The organism is Dialister sp. (assembly GCF_036343215.1).
Taxonomy (GTDB): domain Bacteria; phylum Bacillota; class Negativicutes; order Veillonellales; family Dialisteraceae; genus Dialister.
Genome location: NZ_JAZASU010000003.1, coordinates 18,799 through 43,520 on the forward strand (window position 1 = coordinate 18,799; position 24,722 = coordinate 43,520).

Annotated in this window: 20 protein-coding genes and 1 other annotated feature (1 of these 21 running past the window's edge); of the genes, 19 read left to right on the top strand and 1 reads right to left on the bottom strand. The window is 50.2% G+C overall.

Going from position 1 to position 24,722, the window contains the following annotated elements:
• Positions 1-7 precede the first annotated feature (7 nt).
• The 8 genes from VZT47_RS02035 to accC all read left to right on the top strand — a co-directional run bounded on the left by VZT47_RS02035 (position 8) and on the right by accC (position 10,239).
• On the top strand, positions 8-1,579 hold the full coding sequence (locus tag VZT47_RS02035; protein ID WP_330223317.1) for a DUF6020 family protein: 1,572 nt from the start codon (positions 8-10) through the stop codon (positions 1,577-1,579).
• 12 nt (positions 1,580-1,591) lie between these two features.
• Positions 1,592-4,474 carry an ATP-dependent helicase gene (locus VZT47_RS02040; RefSeq protein ID WP_330223318.1) on the top strand — a complete coding sequence of 961 codons (2,883 nt, stop codon included), beginning with the start codon at positions 1,592-1,594 and terminating at the stop codon, positions 4,472-4,474.
• A gap of 201 nt (positions 4,475-4,675) precedes the next feature.
• The gene (locus tag VZT47_RS02045; RefSeq protein WP_330223319.1) at positions 4,676-5,434 is read left to right on the top strand and encodes a LamB/YcsF family protein; all 759 of its coding nucleotides are present in this window, start codon (positions 4,676-4,678) and stop codon (positions 5,432-5,434) included.
• A 49-nt stretch (positions 5,435-5,483) separates the two neighbouring features.
• The gene (locus tag VZT47_RS02050) at positions 5,484-6,689 is read left to right on the top strand and encodes an NRAMP family divalent metal transporter (RefSeq protein ID WP_330223320.1); all 1,206 of its coding nucleotides are present in this window, start codon (positions 5,484-5,486) and stop codon (positions 6,687-6,689) included.
• 26 nt (positions 6,690-6,715) lie between these two features.
• Entirely contained in the window at positions 6,716-7,429 is a 714-nt protein-coding gene (gene pxpB / locus VZT47_RS02055) for a 5-oxoprolinase subunit PxpB (RefSeq protein WP_330223321.1), read from the top strand.
• Complete coding sequence (locus VZT47_RS02060) at positions 7,426-8,427, top strand: biotin-dependent carboxyltransferase family protein (protein ID WP_330223322.1); 1,002 nt, start codon at positions 7,426-7,428, stop codon at positions 8,425-8,427. Before pxpB ends, VZT47_RS02060 begins: the two co-directional genes overlap by 4 nt.
• A gap of 5 nt (positions 8,428-8,432) precedes the next feature.
• On the top strand, positions 8,433-8,867 hold the full coding sequence (locus tag VZT47_RS02065; RefSeq protein ID WP_330223323.1) for an acetyl-CoA carboxylase biotin carboxyl carrier protein: 435 nt from the start codon (positions 8,433-8,435) through the stop codon (positions 8,865-8,867).
• Between the two features lies 1 nt (position 8,868).
• Positions 8,869-10,239: an acetyl-CoA carboxylase biotin carboxylase subunit gene (gene accC, locus VZT47_RS02070; RefSeq protein ID WP_330223324.1), complete on the top strand. Its 1,371-nt coding sequence runs from the start codon at positions 8,869-8,871 to the stop codon at positions 10,237-10,239.
• A gap of 149 nt (positions 10,240-10,388) precedes the next feature.
• Here accC and VZT47_RS02075 read toward each other — a convergent pair whose 3' ends face one another.
• The gene (locus VZT47_RS02075; RefSeq protein WP_330223325.1) at positions 10,389-11,324 is read right to left on the bottom strand and encodes an AEC family transporter; all 936 of its coding nucleotides are present in this window, start codon (positions 11,322-11,324) and stop codon (positions 10,389-10,391) included.
• Positions 11,325-11,662: 338 nt separating this feature from the next.
• Between VZT47_RS02075 and rplM the strand changes: the two genes are divergently transcribed.
• The 11 genes from rplM (at position 11,663) to VZT47_RS02130 (ending at position 24,435) form a co-directional block, all read left to right on the top strand.
• Positions 11,663-12,103, top strand: a complete 441-nt coding sequence (gene rplM / locus VZT47_RS02080) for a 50S ribosomal protein L13 (protein WP_330223326.1) — start codon at positions 11,663-11,665, stop codon at positions 12,101-12,103.
• Between the two features lie 22 nt (positions 12,104-12,125).
• Entirely contained in the window at positions 12,126-12,518 is a 393-nt protein-coding gene (gene rpsI, locus VZT47_RS02085; RefSeq protein WP_330223327.1) for a 30S ribosomal protein S9, read from the top strand.
• 301 nt (positions 12,519-12,819) lie between these two features.
• Positions 12,820-14,298 carry a hypothetical protein gene (locus VZT47_RS02090; protein WP_330223328.1) on the top strand — a complete coding sequence of 493 codons (1,479 nt, stop codon included), beginning with the start codon at positions 12,820-12,822 and terminating at the stop codon, positions 14,296-14,298.
• Between the two features lie 11 nt (positions 14,299-14,309).
• Positions 14,310-14,906, top strand: a complete 597-nt coding sequence (locus VZT47_RS02095; RefSeq protein ID WP_330223329.1) for an XTP/dITP diphosphatase — start codon at positions 14,310-14,312, stop codon at positions 14,904-14,906.
• Positions 14,907-15,046: 140 nt separating this feature from the next.
• Positions 15,047-15,829, top strand: coding sequence for an adenosylmethionine decarboxylase (gene speD, locus VZT47_RS02100; RefSeq protein WP_330223330.1), 783 nt, complete (start codon positions 15,047-15,049; stop codon positions 15,827-15,829).
• Positions 15,830-15,856: 27 nt separating this feature from the next.
• Positions 15,857-17,071, top strand: coding sequence for an NAD(P)-dependent malic enzyme (locus VZT47_RS02105; RefSeq protein ID WP_330223331.1), 1,215 nt, complete (start codon positions 15,857-15,859; stop codon positions 17,069-17,071).
• A gap of 185 nt (positions 17,072-17,256) precedes the next feature.
• Positions 17,257-18,750, top strand: coding sequence for a CCA tRNA nucleotidyltransferase (locus VZT47_RS02110; protein ID WP_442877411.1), 1,494 nt, complete (start codon positions 17,257-17,259; stop codon positions 18,748-18,750).
• Positions 18,747-20,717 (top strand): penicillin-binding protein, encoded by a 1,971-nt coding sequence (locus VZT47_RS02115; RefSeq protein ID WP_330223332.1) that lies wholly within the window; start codon positions 18,747-18,749, stop codon positions 20,715-20,717. The genes VZT47_RS02110 and VZT47_RS02115 overlap by 4 nt, the downstream gene beginning before the upstream one ends.
• Before the next feature lie 225 nt (positions 20,718-20,942).
• Entirely contained in the window at positions 20,943-22,610 is a 1,668-nt protein-coding gene (locus VZT47_RS02120; RefSeq protein WP_330223333.1) for a formate--tetrahydrofolate ligase, read from the top strand.
• Entirely contained in the window at positions 22,610-23,458 is an 849-nt protein-coding gene (locus VZT47_RS02125) for a bifunctional 5,10-methylenetetrahydrofolate dehydrogenase/5,10-methenyltetrahydrofolate cyclohydrolase (RefSeq protein WP_330223334.1), read from the top strand. Before VZT47_RS02120 ends, VZT47_RS02125 begins: the two co-directional genes overlap by 1 nt.
• Before the next feature lie 122 nt (positions 23,459-23,580).
• On the top strand, positions 23,581-24,435 hold the full coding sequence (locus tag VZT47_RS02130) for a mechanosensitive ion channel family protein (RefSeq protein WP_330223335.1): 855 nt from the start codon (positions 23,581-23,583) through the stop codon (positions 24,433-24,435).
• A gap of 181 nt (positions 24,436-24,616) precedes the next feature.
• Positions 24,617-24,722 (top strand) — a binding site (T-box leader) (it continues 108 nt past the right edge of the window).

A 24,722-nucleotide genomic window follows, 5' to 3' on the forward strand; every position in this document is an offset into this window, starting at 1 on the left:
AGAGATTATGAAGGTTTTCAGGTGGGATAAGGTCACGAAAGGGGCCATGGCTTTCAGCCTGCCCCTGGCTTTTGCCCTATGGTATACCCTGCAGATTGGCAGCCTTGGCAAGGCCGTGGGCCAGGGGGGAGGGCGGTTTTTATCCGCTCATGACCCTTTGGGGATCCTGGGCTGCTGGGTCTATTTCACCTGCCTTGTCACCGTAGTATTGAGGATGGTTCTTGACCGTCAGCTGACTCCTGCGCCCGAGGCGGGAAAGAAACTGTTTTTTTCTGCCTTTCTGGTGATGGCTCTCTGGCAGCTGCCCTTCCTTCTGGCTTTTTATCCCGCGCCGGGCATGAACGATACGGCTTTCATGATGGACAATCCCCTCTGGGCCATCGTACAGTTTCCCTGGTTCTATTCCCTGATCTATGGATATGGCACGGAGCTGGGGAGGTATCTTTTCGGAACGGGAGAGCCGGTCATTTTTGCGCTGGCCCTGCTGCAGCTTCTGGTTTATACCTTTGGCCTCACCTGGATTGCCTTTTGGGTGAAGGAAAAGTTTGGGAAAAAGCCGGGCTTTCTCCTCTGGGCTTATTTTACTTTTTTCCCCATGATTGGAAATTACGGCATTGCCGCCGTGCGGGACGGCATATTTTCTCTGTCCCTTGTGGTCTGCATGGTCCTTCTTATGGATGAGAAAGATTGGACCAATAAGAAATATGGCTGCCTTACCCTGTCTTTCCTGGGCATGGCCCTTTTCAGGAGCAACGGGCTCATGATTGCCCTTGCCGCAGCTCTTGCGCTGGGCTATAGGTGGAGAAACTGGAAAAAACCGCTCATGGTTTTTCTCCTCTGCGCCCTGATTTCCATGGTTTCCGGGAGGGCTATCCTTTCGTATCACGACTGGGAGCCCCAGTTTCAGGAATCCATGGCCATCCCGATCCAGCAGCTGGGGAGGGTACTCGTCATGGACGGTTACCGGAGCGATGAGACGAAGGAGCTCATGAATGAACTCCTTCCTGATGAGAAATGGAAAAACAGTTATTATGCGGAAACCGTGGATTTCGTGAAATGGCATGATGACTTCCGCCGGAACGTACTGAACCGGGAAAAGAAAAAGTTTCTTGCCTGCTGGCTGGATACGGGCCTTCACAATCCGGGTATCTACCTGGAAGGATGGATGACGGAGACTTTTGCCCTGTGGAATCTGGCATACAGCGCGCCGGACGTGCAGTCCCGTTTCGGCTGGGCCCTTTCTGATGAAAATACGAAGAATATGAAGTCCATCAATAATGATGAAATGGCAGTGGGCGATTTCCCCATGCCCATGAAAGCGAAATCTTTCCTGGCTGCCCTGCAGTGGGAGGGAAGCCATTTCATCGGCCCGGGACTCTGCCTGTGGCTGACCCTTTTCTTCTGCATCGTATTTTATATTAGAAACAATAAAAGATATATCCTGGCGGCCATTCCTCTTTTCGCCAATACGGCTACCCTTCTGGTCTCGACCCCGGCATCGGCCGTGTTCCGCTATTCTTTTGCCTATGTGCTGGGGCTGCCCATTCTTCTCATCTATTTCCTCTATAAAGAAAAATAATGGAGGTGCTTCATGGATCCCATCAATAATGTTTCCCAGCAGGAAGCCATTCATGCCAAAGGTCCCACCCTTGTTATCGCCGGCCCCGGCACGGGCAAGACTTTTACCATCATCCAGAGAGTTCTCCACCTCATTCGGGATGAAAAGGTAAAACCGGAGGAAATCATGATTGTCACCTATACGGTGAAGGCATCAAAAGAGCTCATTACGCGGCTCACCAATGAGCTTTCCCGGCAGGGCATCGAAGTGAACCTCCATGAAATGTACATCGGCACTTTTCATCATATCTGCCGGCGGCTTCTGAAGGAATTTCGGGAATACACAAGACTGGAGAGAAATTACATCGAAACGGACCAGTTCGAACAGCAATACCTGGTTTATGAGCATCTGGATGAATTTGAAAGTATTGACCATTTCGAGGACGTAGTGCCATCATCCTGGATCAAAATGTCCACGGGAGAGGAAATACGGATTTCTCCCTGGCGCCGGTGCCGCAGGATCTGTGAATATGTAAACCGCCTTTCCGAGGAACTCATGAATCCGGAAGAACTGCTTCAGAGTGGAGAAATCAAAGAGCAGGTCCTTGGCCGGATGATGATGAAGTACGACAAACTGGCAAAGACGAAGAATTTCCTCGACTTCACCAGGCTGCAGACCGAGGCATACTATATTCTGTCGGAAAAGAAAAACGTCCTTCGAAGGGTGCGGGACCGGGTACGGTACATCCTGGTGGACGAATATCAGGATACCAATTATATCCAGGAAAAACTGGTACAGCTTCTCTCGGGAGACGATGGAGAAGTTTTCGTGGTGGGAGATGATGACCAGAGCATTTATCGTTTCCGCGGAGCCACGGTGAAGAATATCCTTCTTTTCCAGCGTCCCTACGGAGCCATCTGCCATGTGATCAAGCTGAATACGAATTACCGCTCCAATCAGGGGATTGTGGAATTCTGCATGAAATGGATGGCTCTCCCCCGGTGGTTCAACTGGGAAAGAAATGGCACCCTCTATCGCTACCAGAAGGGAAGAGTCCATTCCGCCGAAGGCCCTGTGGAAAGCCCGTCGGTAGTCCGCATTACGGCAGAAAACAATGAGCCCAATTTCCAGAAAAAAGTTTGCGATTTCATCGAAAAACTGAAAGAGGAAGGCTGCATCACCGACTACAATCAGGTAGCCATCCTCTTTGATTCGGTGAAAGGAGATATTTCCACCCGTCTCCAGTATGCCCTGCAGCACAGGGGCATTCCCGTCTATGCGCCCCGGTCCGGTCATTTCTTTGAGCGGAAAGAAGTGGCCTGGTTCTTCGGCTCCCTGCTCTATCTGTTTCCGAAGATCATGGACAGAATGAAACGGACCCATGTGCTGTCGGAAACGGAAAATATAGAGGAAAAGTACCTGACCTTCCTTTCCATGACGAAAGTCATGCTGGATGGAAATCGGGAGCTGAAAGAATGGCTGGAAAAGACAGGGAAGGAAATAGAAAAATCAAAACAGCTCCCCTCCGGCCTTCTGTCCCTGGCTTATGACATCCTCTGCCACAAGCCCTTTACGGATATTCTGGATGCGGCAGCAGAAGGGGAGTCAAGGGAGGCAAGAAATCTTTCCGCCATTACGAGGCTCATCAGCCGGTATGACTGCTTCATTGAGGAAAATCATGGCTATGGCCGGGAAACGGTGGAGGATATGTTTCAGTTCTTCGCAAGGTACCTGCGCCTCTGGTTTGAAAACGGGGTGGGAGAGTATGAGGATGAGGAAGCCTATGCGCCCTCGGGTCAGGTCTCTTTCCTCAATATCCATCAGTCCAAGGGTCTCGAATACCCCGTAGTCATCAGCGCCTCCCTTCAGGAATACCCGCGGGGAGAAGACAGCCTCATTTCCGACGTGGTGACCCATATCACGGGCCGGTCTTCCTATGAGCCGAAGAAGGACATCAAAGATTTTGATTTCCGGAGGAAATATTACACTGCCTTCTCCAGGGCGGAAACGCTTCTCGTTCTTGCCTGCAATAAAAAGCCCGGCAAGGTGCCGTCAAGAGAATTCATGGGGCCCCTTGAAAGCCTTCCCGAATGGGACGACCCTTCCGTGGATTTCACAAAACTTCATTTCCAGCCCGTGGAGCAGACCCATTTCAAACCCCGCTTTTCCTTCACCTCCCAGGTGGCCCTTTACGAAGACTGCCCGAGGAAATATAAATTCACGAAAGTGTACCGCTTTGCTCCCATCCTGGGGAAAGGCCTCCTGTACGGTACCCTTGTCCATGAAACCATTGAGGATATTCACCGGGCGGCTCTCCGGGGTGAGACGGATGCCCTGACGCCGGCCAATATTTACGCCTGGATGATGGCCGATTACCAGGGCCTTGCCAAGGCGGAAAACACCTGGCTTCCCCGGGCGGAGCTGGATCAGGCTTTTCAGGAAATCCTTGGCTACGTATCCTTCCGGCGGGGCGACTGGTCCATGATCCGGGAAGCGGAATATCCTTTGGAACTGGTGAAAGAAGATTACATCATGGACGGGACCATCGACCTTCTGCAGGAAAAGGACGGTTCCGTGGATGTCATCGACTTTAAGACGGGAGCCAAACCTTCCCCGGAGAGCCGTCTCATGAAACGCTACACAAGCCAGCTCCAGATTTATGCCTATCTTGTGGAACAGAAAATGGGAAAACCCGTAGGAAATCTTCTTCTCTATTTCACGGGAGATGAAGAAAATCCTCTCTATCCGGTGCCGGGCAATGATTTCGAAGTGGAAAAGCGGATCAAAGCTTTCGACGAGACCGCCGGGCATATCCTTTCCGAAGACTTCAACCACCGGGCAGAAAGAAAAGGAAAAGAAATGTCGGAGCCCTGCCGTCACTGTGAATGGAGGAAGTACTGCTGGAAAGAGGAGTAAAAAGTACGAAAGGTTGATGAAAGTGAAACAGGAAGTACGCTATCCGGTTATTTCCTATTGACAAGGTAATTATCAAAGATTATTATAATTAATAAGTTAAAGTTGCAAAGAGGCATCGGGTCATCGATGCCTCTTTGCGTTTTTTGGACAATGAAGGCCGCAGGAAATCCTGCGGCTTTTCTTGTCTGAAGGGGGGATTTAATGAAAACAGTAGATTTGAACAGTGATCTGGGGGAAAGCTTTGGCGCCTATACCATCGGCTGCGACAGCGAAGTGCTGAAATTTATTTCTTCCGCCAATATCGCCTGCGGATTCCATGCGGGGGATCCGAAGGTGATGCTGAAGACTGTCAAAACAGCCCTTGCCTGCGGTACGGCTTTAGGTGCCCATCCGGGACTGCCGGACTTGGTCGGTTTTGGCCGAAGAAAAATGGCCATTACTCCTGAAGAGGCCTACACCATGGTGGTTTACCAGGTGGGGGCGCTGATTGCCATGGCAAAGACCCAGGGGGCAAAGCTGCAGCATGTCAAGCCCCATGGAGCTCTTTACAATATGGCAGCCAAAGACGCTTCTCTTTCAGAAGCCATTGCTTCCGCAATCCATGATGTAGACCCGTCACTTGTACTCTATGGCCTGGCGGGCAGCGAAATCATCAAAGCCGGTGAAAAGGCAGGACTCAGGACGGCCAGTGAAGTCTTCGCAGACCGGACTTACCAGCCCGATGGCAGCCTCACACCGAGAAGTCAGCCGGGAGCCGTCATTACGGATGAAGAAAAATCTCTCGCCCAGGTGCTGTCCATGGTGAAAGACGGAAAAGTCACCTGTGCCGACGGGACTGTGATTGACGTGAAAGCGGAAACAATCTGTGTACACGGCGACGGGGTCAAGGCGCTGGCGTTTACACAGAAAATCAGGGAAACCCTGGAAGCCGAGGGCATCGGCATCAGGAATTTCCTGTAGTCCTATTTCTATTATCCCTGAGTAAAGAAAATTAGGGGAGGGGAACATTATGAACGAAGAACAGAGAAAAGCGCAGTGGAAAGTCCTTTTGGGGGCAGCTTTCCTGATGGCCACATCATCCATCGGGCCGGGGTTCCTGACCCAGACCACCGTATTTACCCAGAAACTGGGGGCAAGCTTCGGATTTGTCATTCTTCTTACCATTATTCTTGATATCATTGCACAGATGAACGTATGGCGCATCATCGGTATCTCCGGCAAGCGGGGCCAGGATATCGCCAATGCCGTACTTCCTGGACTTGGCTATTTCGTGGCACTCCTCATTGTAGCAGGGGGCCTGGCATTCAATATCGGCAACGTAGCCGGTGCAGGACTTGGCCTGAATGTGCTCTTTGGAATTGACGTAAAAATAGGGGCTGTCATATCGGCAGTCATTGCAGTCATCGTATTTACGGTGAAAGAAGCCGGAAAGGCCATGGATAAATTGACCACTTGTGCCGGGGCTGTCATGATTCTCCTGACTCTTTATGTGGCCACTACTTCCCAGCCTCCCGTCGGGGAAGCCATTGTGAGAAGCGTAAGCCCGGAATCCATTGATTTCATGGCTATCATTACCATTGTCGGCGGCACCGTAGGGGGATATATCACATTCTCCGGCGGCCACAGACTCATTGATGCGGGTATTACGGGTGAAGAAAATATCGGCCAGATCACAAAGAGCTCTGTCACCGGTATTCTTGTCACCGGTGTGATGCGTGTCCTCCTTTTCCTGGCAGCTTTGGGTGTCGTAGCTGCAGGACTTACTTTGGATGCAAAGAATCCTCCGGCCTCCGTATTCCAGCTGGCTGCAGGGGTTGTGGGTTACAAACTTTTCGGTATTGTCCTCTGGGCAGCCGGCATTACTTCCGTTATCGGCGCAGCTTACACTTCCGTTTCTTTTCTCCGCTCTTTCAGCAAAACCATTGATGTGAACTACCAGAAAGTCATTATCGCTTTCATCGTATTCTCCACCCTGGTCTTTGCAGTGATTGGCCGTCCTGTAGCAGTCCTTGTCATCGTAGGCACTCTCAATGGCCTGATTCTTCCGATTACCCTGGGAGTTATCCTTCTGGCTGCCTACAATAAGAAAGTCGTGGGCGATTACCATCACCCCATGTGGATGACCGGCCTTGGCGCTGTCGTTGTCATCATGACTGCTTACATGGGCATTATGACTGTCATCAATAATCTGCCGAAAATCATCGCTGCCCTGTAAGGCGATTTGCGAAAGTTGAGGCTTGTATGGAATATACATTACAGAATGTAGGCGAAGCTGCGGTGCTTGTCATCTTTGGAAATACGATCAGCGCGGACATCCAGAGAAAAATACAGGCATTGCAGGAATACACGGAAGCCCATCCTTTCAAAGGTTTTATGGAATGTGTGGCTTCCTATACGGGGCTCACGGTGTACTACGATCCCTGGGTCGTTTTCAATGAAAATCAGGAAAAACGGCCTGGCGAGACGGTGCGGGAGCTGGTAGAGTCCTATATCAAAGCAGCTGATTTCAATTCTTTTCATGAACCAAGACATATCGAAATCCCCGTATGCTATGGCGGCAGCTATGGCCCGGACCTTTCCTTTGTGGCCGAGTATCATCACATGACGGAAGAGGAAGTGGTGGAAATCCATTCGGCCACGGAATACCTGGTCTACATGATTGGTTTCTGCCCCGGTTTCCCCTACATGGGTGGTATGGATAAGCGGATTGCCACGCCAAGGCGTGCGAGTCCCCGGCTTCTTATTCCTGCGGGAAGCATAGGAATCGCCGGTGAACAGACAGGAGGGTATCCGATTGCCACGCCGGGAGGCTGGCAGCTCATCGGCCGCACACCGGTAGATATGTTCCGTCCGGGCAATGCGGAAGAACCGACACTTCTCCGCGCCGGGGACCGGGTCCGGTTCAAACCCATCAGTGAAAAGCAGTATATAGAAATACGGGGTGATCAGCCATGATGCATGCAATGAGCCACAGTCTGGTCACTACCATTCAGGACTTGGGCCGGATAGGCTATCAGAAATTCGGGGTTAATGTATCAGGGGCTATGGATCCCTGGGCTCTCCGGGCAGCCAACCTTCTGGTGGGAAATCCGGAAAATACGGGAGCCGTGGAAATCACGGTGATTGGTCCGGATGTGACTTTTGAAGAAAATACGCTTCTTGCCATTACGGGGGCCAATTTATCTCCTACTGTCAACGGGGTGCCCGTGCCTATGTACCGGCCGGTCGCGCTGAAAGCAGGTACAGTTCTTTCCTTTGGACGTCCTCAGCTTGGAGTCCGTGCGTATCTTGCCATTTCCGGAGGATTTGATGTACCGAAGGTCATGGGAAGCCAGAGTACCTATCCGAGAGCAGGTATCGGAGGCTTTGAAGGCCGTCCGATTCGTTCCGGCGATACGGTACCCACGGGGAAACCGACGGAACTGGGAGAAAAACTTCTAAAGAAACTGCTGACAAAAGACAAGCCGGTGGCCTGGACTGACTGGTTTGCGGGCCGTCTCTATATGTATGAAAGCGCATTGAAGGAACCCATCCGCTATACGGAAGGTCTCCAGTACCGGCTTTTTACGGAACGGAGTAAACAGCTTCTTGACGAAGGTCATTTCATTGTGACCACCAATTCGGACAGAATCGGTTATCGTCTTCAGGGACCGAAACTGGGTCTTACGGAACAGGTGGAAATGATTTCTGAAATGTGTGCCCTGGGAACGATCCAGGTACCGCCGGAAGGGTATCCCATCGTCCTCATGGCGGATCACCAGAGCTGTGCGGGCTATCCGGAAATCGGACAGGTTGCGTTGGTGGATATAGGCAAAGTGGCCCAGAAAGGGCCGAAGGATATGATTTCCTTCAAAAAAATCAGTCGTGAAGAAGCGGAAGATGAATATATTTTCATGGAACAGAAAATGAGGGAAATCAGAGAAGCCATTTCCTTCCTGGCTTCCAGGAGGTAAGTTATATGGAAAAAGAAAATCTGGAATCATTAAAAGAAATAGTGGCTCTCTTTGAGTCATCCCAGCTGAACCGTCTGAAAGTCTCCTGTGACGGACTGAAGGTGGAACTGGAAAAGGGAGGTGCTTTTACAGCTGCCTCGTCACCAGCCATTGAAACTCCTTCTCCGGAGAAAGAAGAACCGGAATCAGAAGGAGCACTCATTACGGTAACGGCTCCGCTGGTCGGGATTTACTACAGCGCTCCATCGCCGGATGATGATCCATTCGTGGCTGTAGGAGACAAGATTTCTGAAAATTCCACCCTCTGTCTCATCGAGTCCATGAAAGTATTCACGGAAATTCCGACCAGCGTATCCGGCGTGGTGGAGGAAATCCTTGTACATAACGGCGATTTTGTGGAATACGATCAGCCGCTCTTCAAGATCAGGACGCTGAAGTAATATGGGTAAAATCAATCGGATCCTGATAGCCAACCGGGGAGAAATCGCCCTGCGTATTATCCGTGCCTGCCGGAAAACGGATAAAGTATCGATTCTTGTTTACTCGTCGGCTGACAGCAATACGAAACCGGTGGCGGAAGCAGATGAAGCTATCTGCATCGGTCCGGCGCCGGCCGATCAGAGCTATCTGTCCATTCCAGCCCTTCTTACGGCGGCCCGGCTCACCAATGCCGATGGTATCCATCCGGGCTATGGCTTCCTTTCGGAAAATGCGGAGTTTGCCCATCTCTGTGAAGAACGGGGACTCATCTTCATCGGGCCTTCCTCGAAAGCCATTTCACAGATGGGGGATAAGGCATCGGCGAGAAGCCTCATGAAGAAGGCGGGGGTTCCTGTCATTCCGGGAAGCGACGGAGTTGTCAATTCCTATGAAGAAGCTTTGGCTGTAGCTGAGAAGATCGGGTATCCGGTCCTCATCAAAGCTACTGCCGGGGGCGGAGGGAAAGGCATGCGCCTGGCGGAGAACAGGGAAGAACTGGAAAAGGAGATCAAGGAAGCCCGCCAGGAGGCAGGTAAAGCTTTCGGCAATGATGCCATTTATCTCGAACGGTTCTTCACAAAGGTTCACCATGTGGAAATACAGATTATGGCAGATCACTTTGGAAATGTCATAGCCCTGGGCGAACGGGACTGCTCCTCCCAGAGAAGACACCAGAAACTCATCGAAGAATCGCCTTCTCCCCTTATGACGCCCTATCTTCGGAAATCTATGTGCGAAGCGGCAAAGAAAGCAGCTCTTGCCTGCCATTACTCCGGTGCCGGAACCATCGAATTCATCGTGACTCCGGAGAGGGATTTCTATTTCATGGAGATGAATACCCGTATCCAGGTGGAACACGGAGTGACGGAAGAAGCCACGGGTACAAAGTTGGTGGAAACCATGATTTCCATTGCCGATGGCAAAGAACTTCCCTGGAAGGAAGATCTCACGCCTGAAGGGTGGACCATGGAATGCCGCATCAATGCGGAAGACCCGCTCCGGCACTTTGCCCCTTCTCCGGGAAGGCTTATCGACTATCGACCGCCCTATGGGGAAGGCATCCGGGTGGACTCTGCCATGCGGAAAGGGGCGGAAATCCCGCCTTACTATGATTCCATGATTGCCAAGCTCATCGTTCATGGAAAAGACAGGGAAGATGCAAGAAATAAAATGCTCTCGGCCCTGGACAACTTTAAAATTACCGGCGTGAAAACGACCATTCCCCTTCACAGGGCCATCCTTTCCTCTGAAGCATTTATCCAGGGAGAAGTGGATACCATGTATGTGGAGCATCATCTGGAAGAACTGCTGAAAAAGGTGGAAAGTTATTGAGACAATAAAAATCCGTGGACCATTGGTTCACGGTTTTTTAGTCTGGAAATAGTGATTAGTGATAAGTGGTAAGTGGTGGCGGCGCTCGTCAGCTGAAAGCACGCTATTTTTATAGTGAGTGATTTCCTGTTACCAACGTCTGACTGCTTTTATCCCACATAGAAGTAATAGGCGGGGAAGAGGATGCAGACGAAGAATAAAGTTGTTGCGAGAAAGGCGGCAATCGTGATATTGACGTTCAGTTTGAAAAGTCTTGCGGTGATGACTGCATTGATGGCAGAAGGGGTGGCCGAGGAAATAAGGATGGCTCCCAAAAGGATGGGATCATCCGTATAGAGAGTGGCTATACCGGTAATGATGGCTGGTACAATGAGGAATTTCAGGGGAATGAGGACACAGGATTTTTTGAGGTACCGGGAGGCGCCGTGAAAATCAATGAGGCAGCCCACGGGCATGAGAGAGACCCAGGCCAGGATATGGACAAGGTAATGGAAAAACCAGCCCACCACGGCAGGCCGTTCTATTTCAAAAAACTGGAAAGAGAGGCCCAGGATCATGCCGAGAATGGAAATCTGATTCCTGGTGAGGAACATTTTCCTGAAATTGAAAGACCACTGCATGCCGGCTGCATTGGAGGCATATTTCCCGTAATAATACTGGGCCAGAGGGAAAGCACAGGCAACCATGAGCACATTCTGGGGCATGGCAAATAGCTGGACGTAGGCAAATCCTTCTTCTCCGTAAATAATGTAGGCACATATGCCCCCGATAGTACCGATGTTAGCCAGCATGGCACTCATGACGAGAGCTCCCTTGTCCCGCTCATCAGAGAAGATGGAAGAAAAGAAATGGGAAGCCATGAGACAGGAAATCAGGCACATGAACACGGAGAGAAGTGGGACCACGATGAGGGCCCCGCTGATGGGAAGGACCCAGAAACTCATGATATTCAATAGGGTCATCATGACAAGCACATTGAACAGGATGATCCGGTCACAAGTTTTGTCATTAATGATGCCTGCCTGCTTCAGGATATAGCCCGGCGCCAGGGGCCCGAGGATATCGATGATGATCAGGAATCCCATGTCTTCACCTCCCACAAAGTTTACATTCATGATACGGCTTTTTAAAAAGAGGCGCAATAAGGGCTTTCATTTTTATTTCGTCTTTTATATAATACATATTATCTATTCTCCGTTAAGGGCCTTCCGGCCCGGGGAGAGAGGGCATTTTTTCATCATAAAAATACCGAAATATCAGGGCTTCCTGTAATAAAATTTCTTTTAAAAATTATAGAAAATTCTGTTGACAGGGCCCCTTCAAAAAGGTATAATACTCCTTGTGAGATTTGTCCGGAAACCACTAGCCCCGGAGGAAGGACGAACTTGCGGCTCTGTTTTTTATTCAGGAGGAATCATTCATAATGAAAACGACATTTATGGCCAATGCGGGAAACATTACCCGTAAATGGTATATCGTAGATGCTGCAGGACTGACCGTAGGCCGCCTCGCTGCCAACGTTGCCAAAGTTCTGTCCGGCAAAAATAAACCGACCTTTACGCCTCATGTGGATACCGGCGACAATGTAGTCATCATCAATGCTGACAAAGTCGTATTCACCGGCAAGAAAGAACTGAAGAAAGTTTACTTCCACTACACCGGTTACATCGGTGGCGACAGATACCAGAAAGCCGGAGATGCTCTCCGTGAAAAGCCGGTATGGGTTGTTGAACATGCAATCCGCGGCATGCTTCCGAAGAACAAGCTCGGTGCTCAGATGTATCGCAAGCTTCATGTATATGCAGGCGCAGAACATCCGCACGCAGCTCAGAAGCCGGAAGAATTAAAGTTTGATATCCGTTAACCGGAAGGGAAGGAAATAAGAAATGGCAGAAGCTACATACTACGGCACCGGCCGCAGAAAGACATCCGTTGCCAGAGTCCGTCTGGTACCGGGACAGGGTAACATCACTATCAATGGCCGCGATCTGAAGGATTACTTCGATCTGGCTACTCTCGAACTGATTATTAAACAGCCGCTCGAACTGACTGGCACAACTTCCGCATATGACGTTATTGCTAACGTTAAAGGCGGCGGCCGTACAGGTCAGGCAGGTGCCATCCGTCATGGTATCTCCCGTGCACTGCTCGACGTTGATGCAGACTACAGAAAAGTTCTCAAGAGTGCAGGTCTCCTGACCCGTGACCCGAGAATGAAAGAACGTAAGAAATACGGTCTCAAGAAAGCAAGAAAAGCAAGCCAGTTCTCCAAACGTTAATTATTGGAATACTGCAAAGGACACCCTTTATGGGTGTCCTTTTTGCTGGTTGAGATAGAGCCATTGGCGCTGATCGTGATTCGTGATTCGTGAAGGCGGTGTCCCTGACGGACGCACTTTTTGATATGGGAGATTATGCCGGATAAAAAGAGCCACTTGCGCTGGTCGTGATTCGTGAACGTGACGCTCCCGGCGGGGTACTTTGTTTGTGATCCTGCTTATTTCCACAATTTCAACTTGTAGCCATAAAAGGGGCTCATGTCGTATAATAAAATGGAAATATACTTTGAGGAGGCTTATTATGGTACCTGTTATGTCTGCGGAAGATATACATGATGCTACAGAGACGTTTGAAAGGTATGGCGTTCCGGCGGACCGCATTTTTAATGAGGTTATGCGGGCGAGGTATCTGGATTACGTCCTTTTTTTAAAACCGGAAAATGTGCAGTATGGTATTTCCATTGAAGATCTTTATGAAAATATGAAGAAAACCTCGGACCGCCTTGGACTCTATGAGGGCGATGAGGATCTGTATGTGAAGGCCTATACCTTTGCACTCCGGGTGGACCCCATGGTTTTTGCTCCCGGCGTGGGTGAGCGAAACCGACAGCTCCAGCTGCTCCTGGCAGAGGTGGTAGAGAAGGCAAAGAAGGCAAAGAGCAAGGTCCTTTTCAGCGGTGTGGAATCTTATATGATTTATCTCGCCCATATTGCCGACCAGCTGCCGGATAAAAGGCTTGCTTTTGCCGTAAAGGATGAAATATGGAAGAAGCGTCTCCAGCTCGTATTTCCAAGGTGCCGTCTCATGACGACTGCCGAAATTGAGAAGGATACCGAAACCTACGATTATATCTTTAATGAGGAAACGGAAAATGTGGGAAATACGGCAGATCTCCTGAAACGGCTGAGTGGGGAAGGCGCCATGGATACCCTTATTTCCGTGGAAGCCATGATGGATGAAAGCAATGAATCGGGATCGGCCAGACAGGAAATGGCGGATTCCGGGAAACTTTCCGCCTTCTATGACGCTGCCGTGGCAGGAAGGGAATATGATTTCCTGCGGTTCGTGCCATCTTCAGATACCATTTCCTTCGGGGAAACGGATTTCTCCGGGGAATCACTGAAGCTGGATGAGAAACTGTCCCTTCCTTTGGAAACCTTCAGAGAGGCAGGGGAATGGAATTATGATATCTATGCTTTCAATGGTTCTCCTGCCATTCAGGCCATTCTTTCTGCCAATGTGCTGCAGATGGAGCATACCGTGGGAAGTGAATATGAACTTGTAAAGCCGGCTCCGCTCCCAAAAGGCACTTATGCGCAGCTCCAGGCAGAAAATATCGAAGATTATGGTCTGGACCTTTCGGACGCAGCGGAAGGCACTTTTGATGAGGGAAATGAAGAAATCCTTCTCAAAGGGGGAGACCTGGCATTTACCCTCTATCGCGGACGGTTTACCATGGCCGTCATCCCGGAGGGACTGGAATTCCTGGCAGGCCATGGAGTCTATGGATTCCGCAGCAGGAAAGCCTATACGGCTCCATTCCTGAAACTTTATCTCGATGGTCCTGTGGGTCATCTGTTTCTTGAGAATATGAAGGCCGGGAATGGCTACAACCTGGCCGCATCCAGGGTCCTCCGCACACCGCTTCCATCGGCTGATGAAGAAACGATTTCCCAGGCCGACAGGCTCTGCAGGAATGCGGTTTCCCAGCTGGCAGCGGCGGAAAAGAAATGGAAGGATGCAAAGCGTCTTTCCGTGGGCCTTATGATGGGACATTAACAGGAGGCACTATGAAAATCGTTCTTGCAACACATAATGAAGGAAAAATCAGGGAATTCCGGAAAGCCTTTGCCGGAATCGGCTGGGAAGCCGTTCCTGTATCTGACGTGTCCGATGCGCCGGATCCGGAAGAAACGGGGACCACGTTTGAGGAAAATGCGCTGCAGAAGGCCCATTACTATGCCAAAGCTACCGGGCTTCCGGTGCTTTCCGATGATTCGGGAATCGTGGCAGACATCCTGGGGGACAAGCCGGGGATTTATTCCGCCCGCTATGCGGGACACCATGGAGATGATGAGGCCAACAATCAGAAACTGATTCGTGATCTGGCTCCCTATACGGGGGAAGACAGGAAAGGTCATTACGTCTGCGTGGTGGCCCTCGTGTGGCCGGATGGGAGGGAACTGACCGCTGAAGGCTCCTGCTATGGAATCATCCGTGATTTCTACCAGGGCACCGGCGGATTCGGTTATGATCCTCTCTTTTACCTCCCGGAATATGGGAAAACCATGGCGGAACTTCCCATGGAAGAAAAGAATAAAATCAGCCATCGGGGCAGGGCACTCCGCAAGCTTCTTGCAAAGCTGGCCGATGAGCCGATGGACTGATATTTCTACAAATGGATAGAGTTTATACTTATTGATACATAAAAGGTATACATGTTGGAAAACTGTTTTCAAAACAGGTAACCTTATGTTATAATTGGAATGTTCCATTCCAGAACAGGAAAAGGGGTGGCACTCTACGGATGAAAAAAAGCAAGTTAAAACTTTTTGGTTTCAACAATCTGACGAAGACCTTAAGCTTCAATATGTACGACATCTGTTATGCCAGCACAGAAGAAGAGAGGAATAAATACATCGCCTACATTGATGATGAGTACAGTGCCCCGCGGCTGACGGAGGTCCTGAAAAAAGTAGCTTCCATGATTGGCGCGCAGATTCTCAATATCGCCCAGCAGGACTATGACCCCCAGGGAGCCAGCGTGACCATGCTGATTGCGGAAGAGGAAGTGGAAAAAACGGGACCGGAAAAGCAGGATGTGGTGGCCCATCTGGACAAAAGCCATATCACCGTCCATACTTATCCGGAAATGCATCCCCAGGACGGCATCTGCACCTTCCGGGCAGATATTGACGTTTCCACCTGCGGCAAGATTTCTCCCCTGAAGGCCCTGAATTTCCTGCTCCGTTCCTTTGATGCGGATATTGTCATCACGGACTACCGGGTGAGGGGCTTCACCAGGGATGTGAACGGGAAAAAGATTTTCATCGATCATCGCATCAATTCCATCCAGAACTACATGGCACCGGACCTTCGGCACAAGTATGACATGATTGACGTGAATGTGTATCAGGAAAATATTTTCCATACCAAGATGATTCTTCATGATTTCCTGCTGGATAATTATTTATTTGACATGAAGGAAAAGGATCTGGACAGAAAAGAAGTCAAACGGATCCGCCGTCTGCTCAAGCAGGAAATGTATGAAATCTACAATGGCCGGAACATGCCGGCAATCAGAGACTGAATTCCATATTATTTTAAGGAGGAAAAAATGGATACAGCAAAACTGAAGGAAGAAGCGATTGCTCTTCGCAAAGAAAAACATCAGATGATCAAGACCGCTCTCAATGCGGACATGAAAGACGGCCATGACCTGGCCATCGTTTACACCCCGGGCGTAGCTGCTCCCTGCCTGGAAATCAAGAAAGATGAAGACCTGTCCCTGGAAATGACCTGGAGAGGCAATGTCGTAGCTGTTATTTCCGACGGCACCCGTGTCCTCGGCCTTGGTGATATCGGCGCTGCTGCCGCTATGCCGGTTATGGAAGGCAAATCTGCTCTGTACAAGAGATTCGGTCAGATCGATGCGATTCCGATTGTTCTCGATACCAAAGACAAAGATGAATTCATCCACACCGTAAAACTCCTGGAAAAGAACTTTGCCGGCATCAACCTGGAAGATATTTCTTCCCCGAAATGCTATGACATCGAAGATGAACTGAAGAAGATCATGAATATCCCCGTATTCCATGATGACCAGCATGGCACGGCTATCGCAGCCCTGGCAGCACTTTTGGGTGCCCTCAAAGTCACCGGCAAGAAGATTGATGAAATCAAAGTTGTCATGAACGGCGCAGGTGCAGCAGGTACCGCAATTGCCCGCCTCCTTCTGGAAGACGGCGTAAAACCGGAAAACATGACCATCCTTAATTCCAAAGGCATTCTCTATGACAATGGCAAGAGAGACCGCGTACAGCAGGAACTGATTAAGAAATGCAATCCTGAAAACAAGACCGGTACTTTTGCCGATGCCGTCAAAGGGGCAGATGTTCTCATCGGCTGCTCCGCACCGGGCGTATTCAACAATGATGCCATCAAGGCCATGGCTGATCACAGCATCGTATTTGCCATGGCAAACCCGGTACCGGAAATCATGTATGAAGAAGCCAGGGAAAAAGGCGTATACATTTATGGTTCCGGCAGAAGCGATATGCCAAACCAGGTCAACAACTCTTCTGTATTCCCGGGCCTCTTCAGGGGTGCCCTGGATGTAAGAGCACGCCAGATCAACGAAGAAATGAAACTCGCTGCCGCTCATGCACTCGCAGATCTTGCAGCAACCTGTGAAAATATGGATGCAAACCATGTAGTGGTTGACGTATTTGATGAAAGAGTTCCCTTCGAAGTTGCAAAAGCAGTAGCAAAAGCAGCTATTGCATCCGGCGTAGCAAGAGCCAAAGAACTTCCTGAAAAGTACAGAGACTGAATTCTGATTGATAACTGAAATAAAAACCGTGAGACAGGAAAAGTTTCACGGTTTTATTTTGCCCGGATGAATTTAAAAGTTTCTTCAAAAGCTCCGGCATCCCGTTCCCATTGCCCAAGCGGGCAATGAAGTATATAATAGATTTCATAAAGAATGGGGAAGTGTTTCCCGGAAAGGAGGGACCCATGGGCTTTTTGAATCATATTTCTTCCCATTTTCATAAAGATGAGCCGGCATATATGCCGGAAGAAGAGCGGGCAGGCCGTATCGATGATGGGGCACTGGCCATTCTTCGCGCCATGGAAGAGGAAGGAAAAGAAGCCTATGTGGTGGGTGGCTGCGTGCGGGACCTTTTCATGGGAAGGATTCCCAATGACTGGGATATCACCACTTCCGCCCGGCCATCTGAAACCATGGCTGTGGCCAGATCTCATGGCTGGAAAGCCGTCGATGGGGGAGGCCGCCGCTTTGGTACGGTGATTATCGTTCTTTCGGGAAACACCTATGAGGTGACCACATTCCGGAAAGAGTTTTACGGTGCTGATTCCCATCGCCCGGAACAGGTGACTTTCTCAGATACCCTGGAAGAAGATGTATCCCGCCGGGACTTCACGGTGAATGCCATGGCCCTGGACCGCAGGGGAAATCTGTATGATTATTTCCATGGTCTTGACGATTTGAAACATAAGAAACTCCGGACCGTGGGAAAGGCTTCGGAGCGCTTTCAGGAAGATGCGCTCCGCCTTTTCCGGGCCTGCCGGTTCCTGGGGCAGCTTGACTTCATGGCAGACAAATCTCTTGTGGAGGGCATGAAAGAAGCTTACCCGCGGGTGGCCGGGCTTTCCCTGGAGCGGGTGCGGGAGGAAATAGATAAACTCATCGTGGCTCCTCATGCGGCGAGGGGCTTTGACCTCATGGTGCGCATGGGACTCAATGAGACTTCCTGCCGGCTGAAAGTGAATGGTACATATAAAGAAATCCCCATCCTGCCGGAGCTTTCCCATCTTGTGGGGCTTCCGCAGCAGAAGGAATTTCATAAATTTGACGGCTGGTACCACACCCTGGCCGTCCTGGAAGCATCAAAACCGCTGCTCATCAACCGCTGGGCCGCCCTTCTTCATGATGTGGGGAAAGGAATGCCCGGGGTAAGGGCCATCCGCAATGGAAAATACACCGATTATGGACACGACATCAAAGGGGCGGAAATGGCGGAGGCGATCCTCAAACGCTGGGAAAGACCGGCCCGCTTCACAAACCATGTGGTATGGCTCGTGGCCAATCACATGAAATTTCATTATTTCGCCAATTTTGAAGAAGCCAATGGTGTCAAATGGGTAAGGACCCTGGCGAGGGAGAAAGCTTTTCCCACTTCAAAGGAACTGGCAGAAGCTTTCGTGGAAATGACGGATCTGGGCAATGCGGATATTATCGGCTGCGGCCGTCCGCTGTCGGCCACTGAAGGACACAGCGCCTTCGGGAAATATATGGAGGACCTGGCCCTCTCCATTCCTGTTTCCAGCCATGAGCTTCATTATGACAAAGAAGTGCCCAAAGCGCTGGGCAGCCATGTTTCTGACGGCATGGCCAACCTTCTTCTCCGCGTGCAGAACGGAGAACTGGAAAATACACCGGAGGCCCTCTATAATGCGGCCGTGCGATATGTGAGGAGGAGATCATGAGAAGAGGCATTCCCAGAAACCTGATGCGCAAACGAAGCTGGCGTATTGCCGGAGTCCTTTGCGCCTTCGGGATTGTCCTCATCATCCGCCTGCTCATTGTGCAGGTTTTTGAAGGACACCGGTATGAAGAAATGGCCTTTAACCAGACTTCCGGCCTTCAGACGCTCTACTCGCCCCGGGGGACCATTTTTGACAGGAATGGGAGGGAATTGGCTTTTTCCGTGATGGTGAAATCCCTCTATGCGGACCCGGGCATTATGAATGTGAGCCCGGCTGAGGCGGCCAAAGAGCTCTCTCCCATCCTTCATATGAAAGAAGAGGACCTTGTGGAACGGCTGTCACGGGATACCCGTTTCGTATGGCTGGAAAGGGTCATGGATCCCGAAGATTCTGACAAGGTCATCGAACTCATTAAAGAAAACAAATGGGAAGGCTTTGCCTTCGTCGATGAAAGCCGGCGCTTCTATCCGAACGGCGAAATGGCGGCCAATGTGCTTGGCTTTGTAGGCCTTGACGACAAGGGCCTTGACGGACTCGAAATGTCCCTGGACGATCTCATCAAAGGCGGGGCCAACAAACAGAGAATTCTCACCGATGCCAGGGGGAATCCGATCCTGAAATCGGCCATGGCTCCCTACAAGGCGAAAAAAGAAAAATCCGTCTATCTCACCATTGACCAGAATATCCAGTTCTATGCGGAAAGGGCACTGGACAGGGCTATGGCCAATACCCATGCCAATGGGGGGATTATCATCGTCATGGATCCGAAGACAGGAGATATTCTGGCCCTGGGGAATCGCCCCTCCTATGATCCCAATCATTTTGACAAGGCCACGGAAGCAGAATTCAAAAACCGCGCAGTCGTGGATATTTATGAACCGGGGTCCACATTCAAGCCCATCATTGCTGCCGCTGCCCTTGACGCAGGAACTTATGATACGGAACGGGTATGGCACGATCCCGGGCAGGTCTGGGCTTCCGGCCATGCCATCAAAAACTGGAACGATGAACCTTATGGCGATGTCCGTCTCGTGGATATCATCAAGTTTTCCATCAATACCGGGTTTGCTCATATCGGCCTTTTGACCGGCGGGGAAACCCTGACGAAGTATGCCAAGGCTTTTGGCTTTGGTGAACCCACGGGCATAGAATTTCCCGGGGAAGGAAGCGGCATTCTTTTCAATCCGAAAGAGATGCGGGCCATCGACGTGGCTACCATGTCAATCGGGCAGGGGATTGCTGTCACGCCCCTCCAGATGGTCCAGGCCTATAGCGCCCTTGCCAATGGGGGCAAGATGGTAAAGCCCCATATTATCGATGCCATCAGGAATCCTGACGGCACCGACTACCAGGTGACCCCGGTCGATTACATCGGCACTCCGGTATCAAAGAAATCGGCTGATGACGTCAAGGATATGATGGAAAAGGAAATATCCGAAGGCGGCGGCAATAATGCCCAGGTGCCGGGCTACCATATGGCCGGCAAAACCGGCACAGCCCAGAAAATCGATGCCCAGTATGGCGGATATCTGAAAAACCAGTATATCGCCTCTTTCTGCGGATTCGGTCCGGTAGAAGATCCGAAAGCAATCTGTCTTGTGGTCCTCGATACGCCAAAAGGAGCCTTTTACGGAAGCCAGGTAGCGGCGCCGGTATTCAAGGAAGCCATGACACAGATTATGCGTTACCTCAAAGTACCGACCATCGAAGATAAAGAGGCTCACGCTAAACCGAAAAACCGGGATATCGAGCTTTACAAGCCAAAACTTCCTTCGGAAGATACGAAAGAATTCCGTCTTCCCAGCTTTACAGGCTGGTCCATGAGGGATGTGGGCGAATGGCTCACGAGAGCCGGTCTGGGATTCCAGCCCGAAGGCAGCGGGTTTGCAGACAGCCAGTCTCCGGGAATCGGCGCCAAAGTCAGAAAAGGGGATAATGTGAAGGTACATTTCACCCATCACGACTGAAGGCAGAAAATTTCCAATCGCTAAAAATAATTTCATAAAGCCATGAAGAGGCGAAATACCCTTCACGGCTTTTATTTATGAAGAAAAAAACCATGTAAAATGTTTGAAAAATTTAATAATGCCCCGGCGTTCAGAGTCCATAAATTTCCATGGCAACTATGCTATAATTAAAAAAGATAGTTGTTTCCGTATTTCAAATGTTTTTATTCAAGGGGGAAAGTAAGCATGTTAAGCGATATTGAAATTGCACAGAGAGCAGAAATGAAGCCGGTTACTGAAATCGGCGCTTCCATCGGCATTCCGGCGGAAGATCTGGAAAATTACGGCCCGTACAAGGCTAAGATTTCTCTGAAATTCACCAAAGAACTGGAAAAGAAACCCATGGGCCACCTCATTCTGGTGACTGCTATTTCCCCGACTCCGGCAGGTGAAGGCAAGACGACGACTACTGTAGGCCTCGGACAGGCCCTGGCCCTTCTTGGAAAGAGAACCATGATCTGTCTCCGTGAACCGTCCCTCGGCCCCTGCATGGGAATCAAAGGGGGCGCGGCAGGCGGCGGCTATTCCCAGGTGGTACCGATGGAAGATATCAATCTTCATTTCACCGGGGATCTTCATGCCATCACGGCTACCCACAACTTGCTGGCAGCCATGGTAGACAACCATATCCAGCAGGGCAATGTCCTTGGCATTGATCCGAGAAGAGTGGTATGGAATCGTGTCATGGATATGAATGACCGTGTACTCCGCCATATCGTGGTAGGCCTCGGCGGCCATCCGGACGGTGTTCCCAGAGAAGGCAGCTTCGATATTACCGTGGCTTCTGAAATCATGGCTATCCTCTGCCTGGCAACCTCTATCCGCGATATGAAGGAACGGTTTGCAAAGATCATCGTCGGGTATACCTATGACAATAAACCGGTCACTGCAGGAGATATCCATGCCCAGGGGGCTATGGCAGCCCTCATGAAGGATGCCCTGAAACCAAACCTGGTACAGACCTTGGAACATGTGCCGGCTTTCATTCATGGCGGCCCATTTGCAAATATCGCCCACGGCTGCAATTCCATCCTCGCTACGAAAACAGCTCTTCACCTCGCTGACTATGTAGTTACGGAAGCCGGATTCGGTGCCGACCTGGGAGCAGAAAAATTCCTGGATATCAAGTGCCGCTTTGCAGGACTCAAGCCGGAAGCAGCTGTCTTAGTTGCTACGATTCGCGCTCTCAAGATGAATGGCGGCAAGGCAAAGAATGAACTCACCGAATCGGACCCGGAAGCCGTGAAGAGAGGCCTTCCGAACCTGCTCCGCCATATTTCCAACCTGAAGAAATACGGTTTGCCGGTCGTAGTAGCTCTCAATATGTTCCCCGCTGATACGCCGGAAGAAAAGAAAGTCATCGAAGATGCCTGCAAAGAAGCAGGAGTCGAAGTGGCTGAATCCACAGTATTTGTTAATGGCGGCAAAGGCGGACTCGAACTGGGCGAAAAAGTTTTGGCTGCTCTTGAAAAAGGCTCTGACTATAAACCGCTCTACGACGTCAATCAGCCTCTGAAAGCAAAGATTGAAACCATTGCCAAAGAAATTTATGGCGCCGCCAATGTACAGTATGACAGCGCTGCCGAGAAAGAACTGAAACACATCGAAGAAATGGGATTCCGGGATGTGCCTGTCTGCATCGCAAAGACGCCGGCCTCTTTCACCGATGATCCCACGAAACTTGGCGCTCCGTCCGGCTTTACTCTCCATGTGAGAGAAGTCCGCATTTCTGCAGGCGCAGGATTTGTAGTCGTTCTGACCGGTAAAGTCATGACCATGCCGGGACTTCCGAAACGTCCGGCAGCAGAACGGATCGATGTCGATGATGACGGAAATATTACGGGGCTCTTCTGATGGCAGTCATTCTGGATGGCAAAGAAACCGCAGAGCACCTGAAAGGGGTTCTTAAAGAGAGACTGGAAGCTTTGCGGGCCAAAGATTATGAACCCGTACTGGCCATCATCCTCGCAGGAAGCAGCAAACCTTCTGCCATGTATGCGTCCTTCATGCAGAAAGTGGCCAAAGGCTACGGTATCGGAGCGGAAATTTTCCGCAAAGGCGATGACGTGACGGAAGAAGAACTGGGAAAGCTCATTACCGACCTTTCCAATGACAGGAAATATACGGGCATCCTTATGATGATGCCCCTCCCAAAGGGTATTTCCGAAGAAAAGATGATTGCCCTCATCCATCCGGACAAAGACGTGGACGGACTCACCGATACCAATGCGGGCCGTCTCTCCTGCGGAAAGGCAGGACTCTTTGGATGTACGCCGAGAGCGGTCATGGCCATTCTCGATGATTATCATATCGATATGGACGGTAAAAAAGCCGTGGTCATCGGCCGGAGCAATGTGATCGGGAAACCGGTTTCCCTCATGCTCCTGAAGAAAAATGCCACCGTCACCATCTGTCATTCTCATACGAAGAACCTGGCAGAAATCACACGACAGGCAGATATTCTGGTAGCTGCCGTAGGCCATGCGAACTGCGTCACAAAAGATATGGTGAAACCGGGAGCCATAGTCATTGACGTAGGCATTAACCGGGTAGAAGGAAAAACAGTGGGAGACGTGGACTACGAAGGAGTTTCCGAAATCGCCGGAGCGATCACTCCTGTTCCCGGAGGAGTAGGAAGTGTCACGACCACTATGGTGATTGAGAATATCATTGCTGCCGGAGAAAAGCAGCTGGCACAGTAATATTTCCTCTTGGAAATCAAAAAGAATGTACTGAATCATTTCGGTACATTCTTTTTCTTTCTGTTCTGTGGTAAAATGGATAGGACTTTTTGAAATCCTGATTTTTCATGGAAAGGAAATTTATGGAAACCAATGCAGTAACCAAAGTGGTGACCGATGAAATCAGCATCACCGCCAAATTTATCAACGATATGAAAATGTTCGTCCTGAACAAAGGGATGGATATCGTGGAAGCCATCATCCTTTTCTGTATCGGCTATATCATCTGCCGGTATATCCGAAAAGTGGTGGAACACATTCTGGACCGCTCCAAAGTGGATCCTTCGGCAAAGACTTTTATTTCCGACATCATTTATTTCTTCTGCCTCGCCATCGTGACCATTGTAGCTTTGGGAACTGCCGGAGTGGCTGCTGGAACTCTGGCAGCTGCTTTTGGTGGTATCGGTCTGGCCATCGGCCTTGGTCTTAAAGACAATATCGGAAACGTGGCTTCCGGCATTTTCATCCTCATCTTCCGTCCCTTCAAAGTGGGTGACTATGTATCCATCGGCGGCGCCCAGGGCACGGTGAAGGAAATCAGAATCATGTATACCAATGTAGCTACCCTTAGCAACCAGATGATCGTCTTTCCAAATTCCAAACTCATCAGCAGCGTCATTACCAACTATTCCGCCTTTGAAACGAGAAATCTTGAATTTACTTTCGACGTCGGCTATAATACGGATCTTCGGAAATGCATCACTCTCCTGAAAGAAATCTTTACAGCCAATGACTATGTGCTGGACAAGGAAAACATACCCATCTTCGTCAGCTCCCTGGCAGAATCCTCCATCCAGATTTACGTACGGGCTCAGGTGGACCGGCTTAAATACTTTGATGCCCAGAATGACCTCTACATCAAGGTGAAAGAAGCCTTTGACGAGGCGGGCATCGATATCCCATTCCCCCAGGTCGTCGTTCATCAGGCAAGGGACTGATTTGTCTTTACATGATCATTCTAAGAAATAAAGCGTACCGTTCCGACGGCACGCTTTTTGATTTTTAACATATTTTTCAATTATCAACTAACGGCTAACTGCCGGCTGCTAACTAATAACGACCAACCTGTTTTTTCTTCTCATTGACATCCTAAAGGAGTAATGCTATACTCGAATCAATATAAAACCGATGAACGGGGAGAGTAGTAAAGAAGAGGCCATCCAAGGGAGCCGGGGAGAGTGGGAGTCCGGTATGGCGGTCTTTATGAATGGGCCCGGGAGGTGCA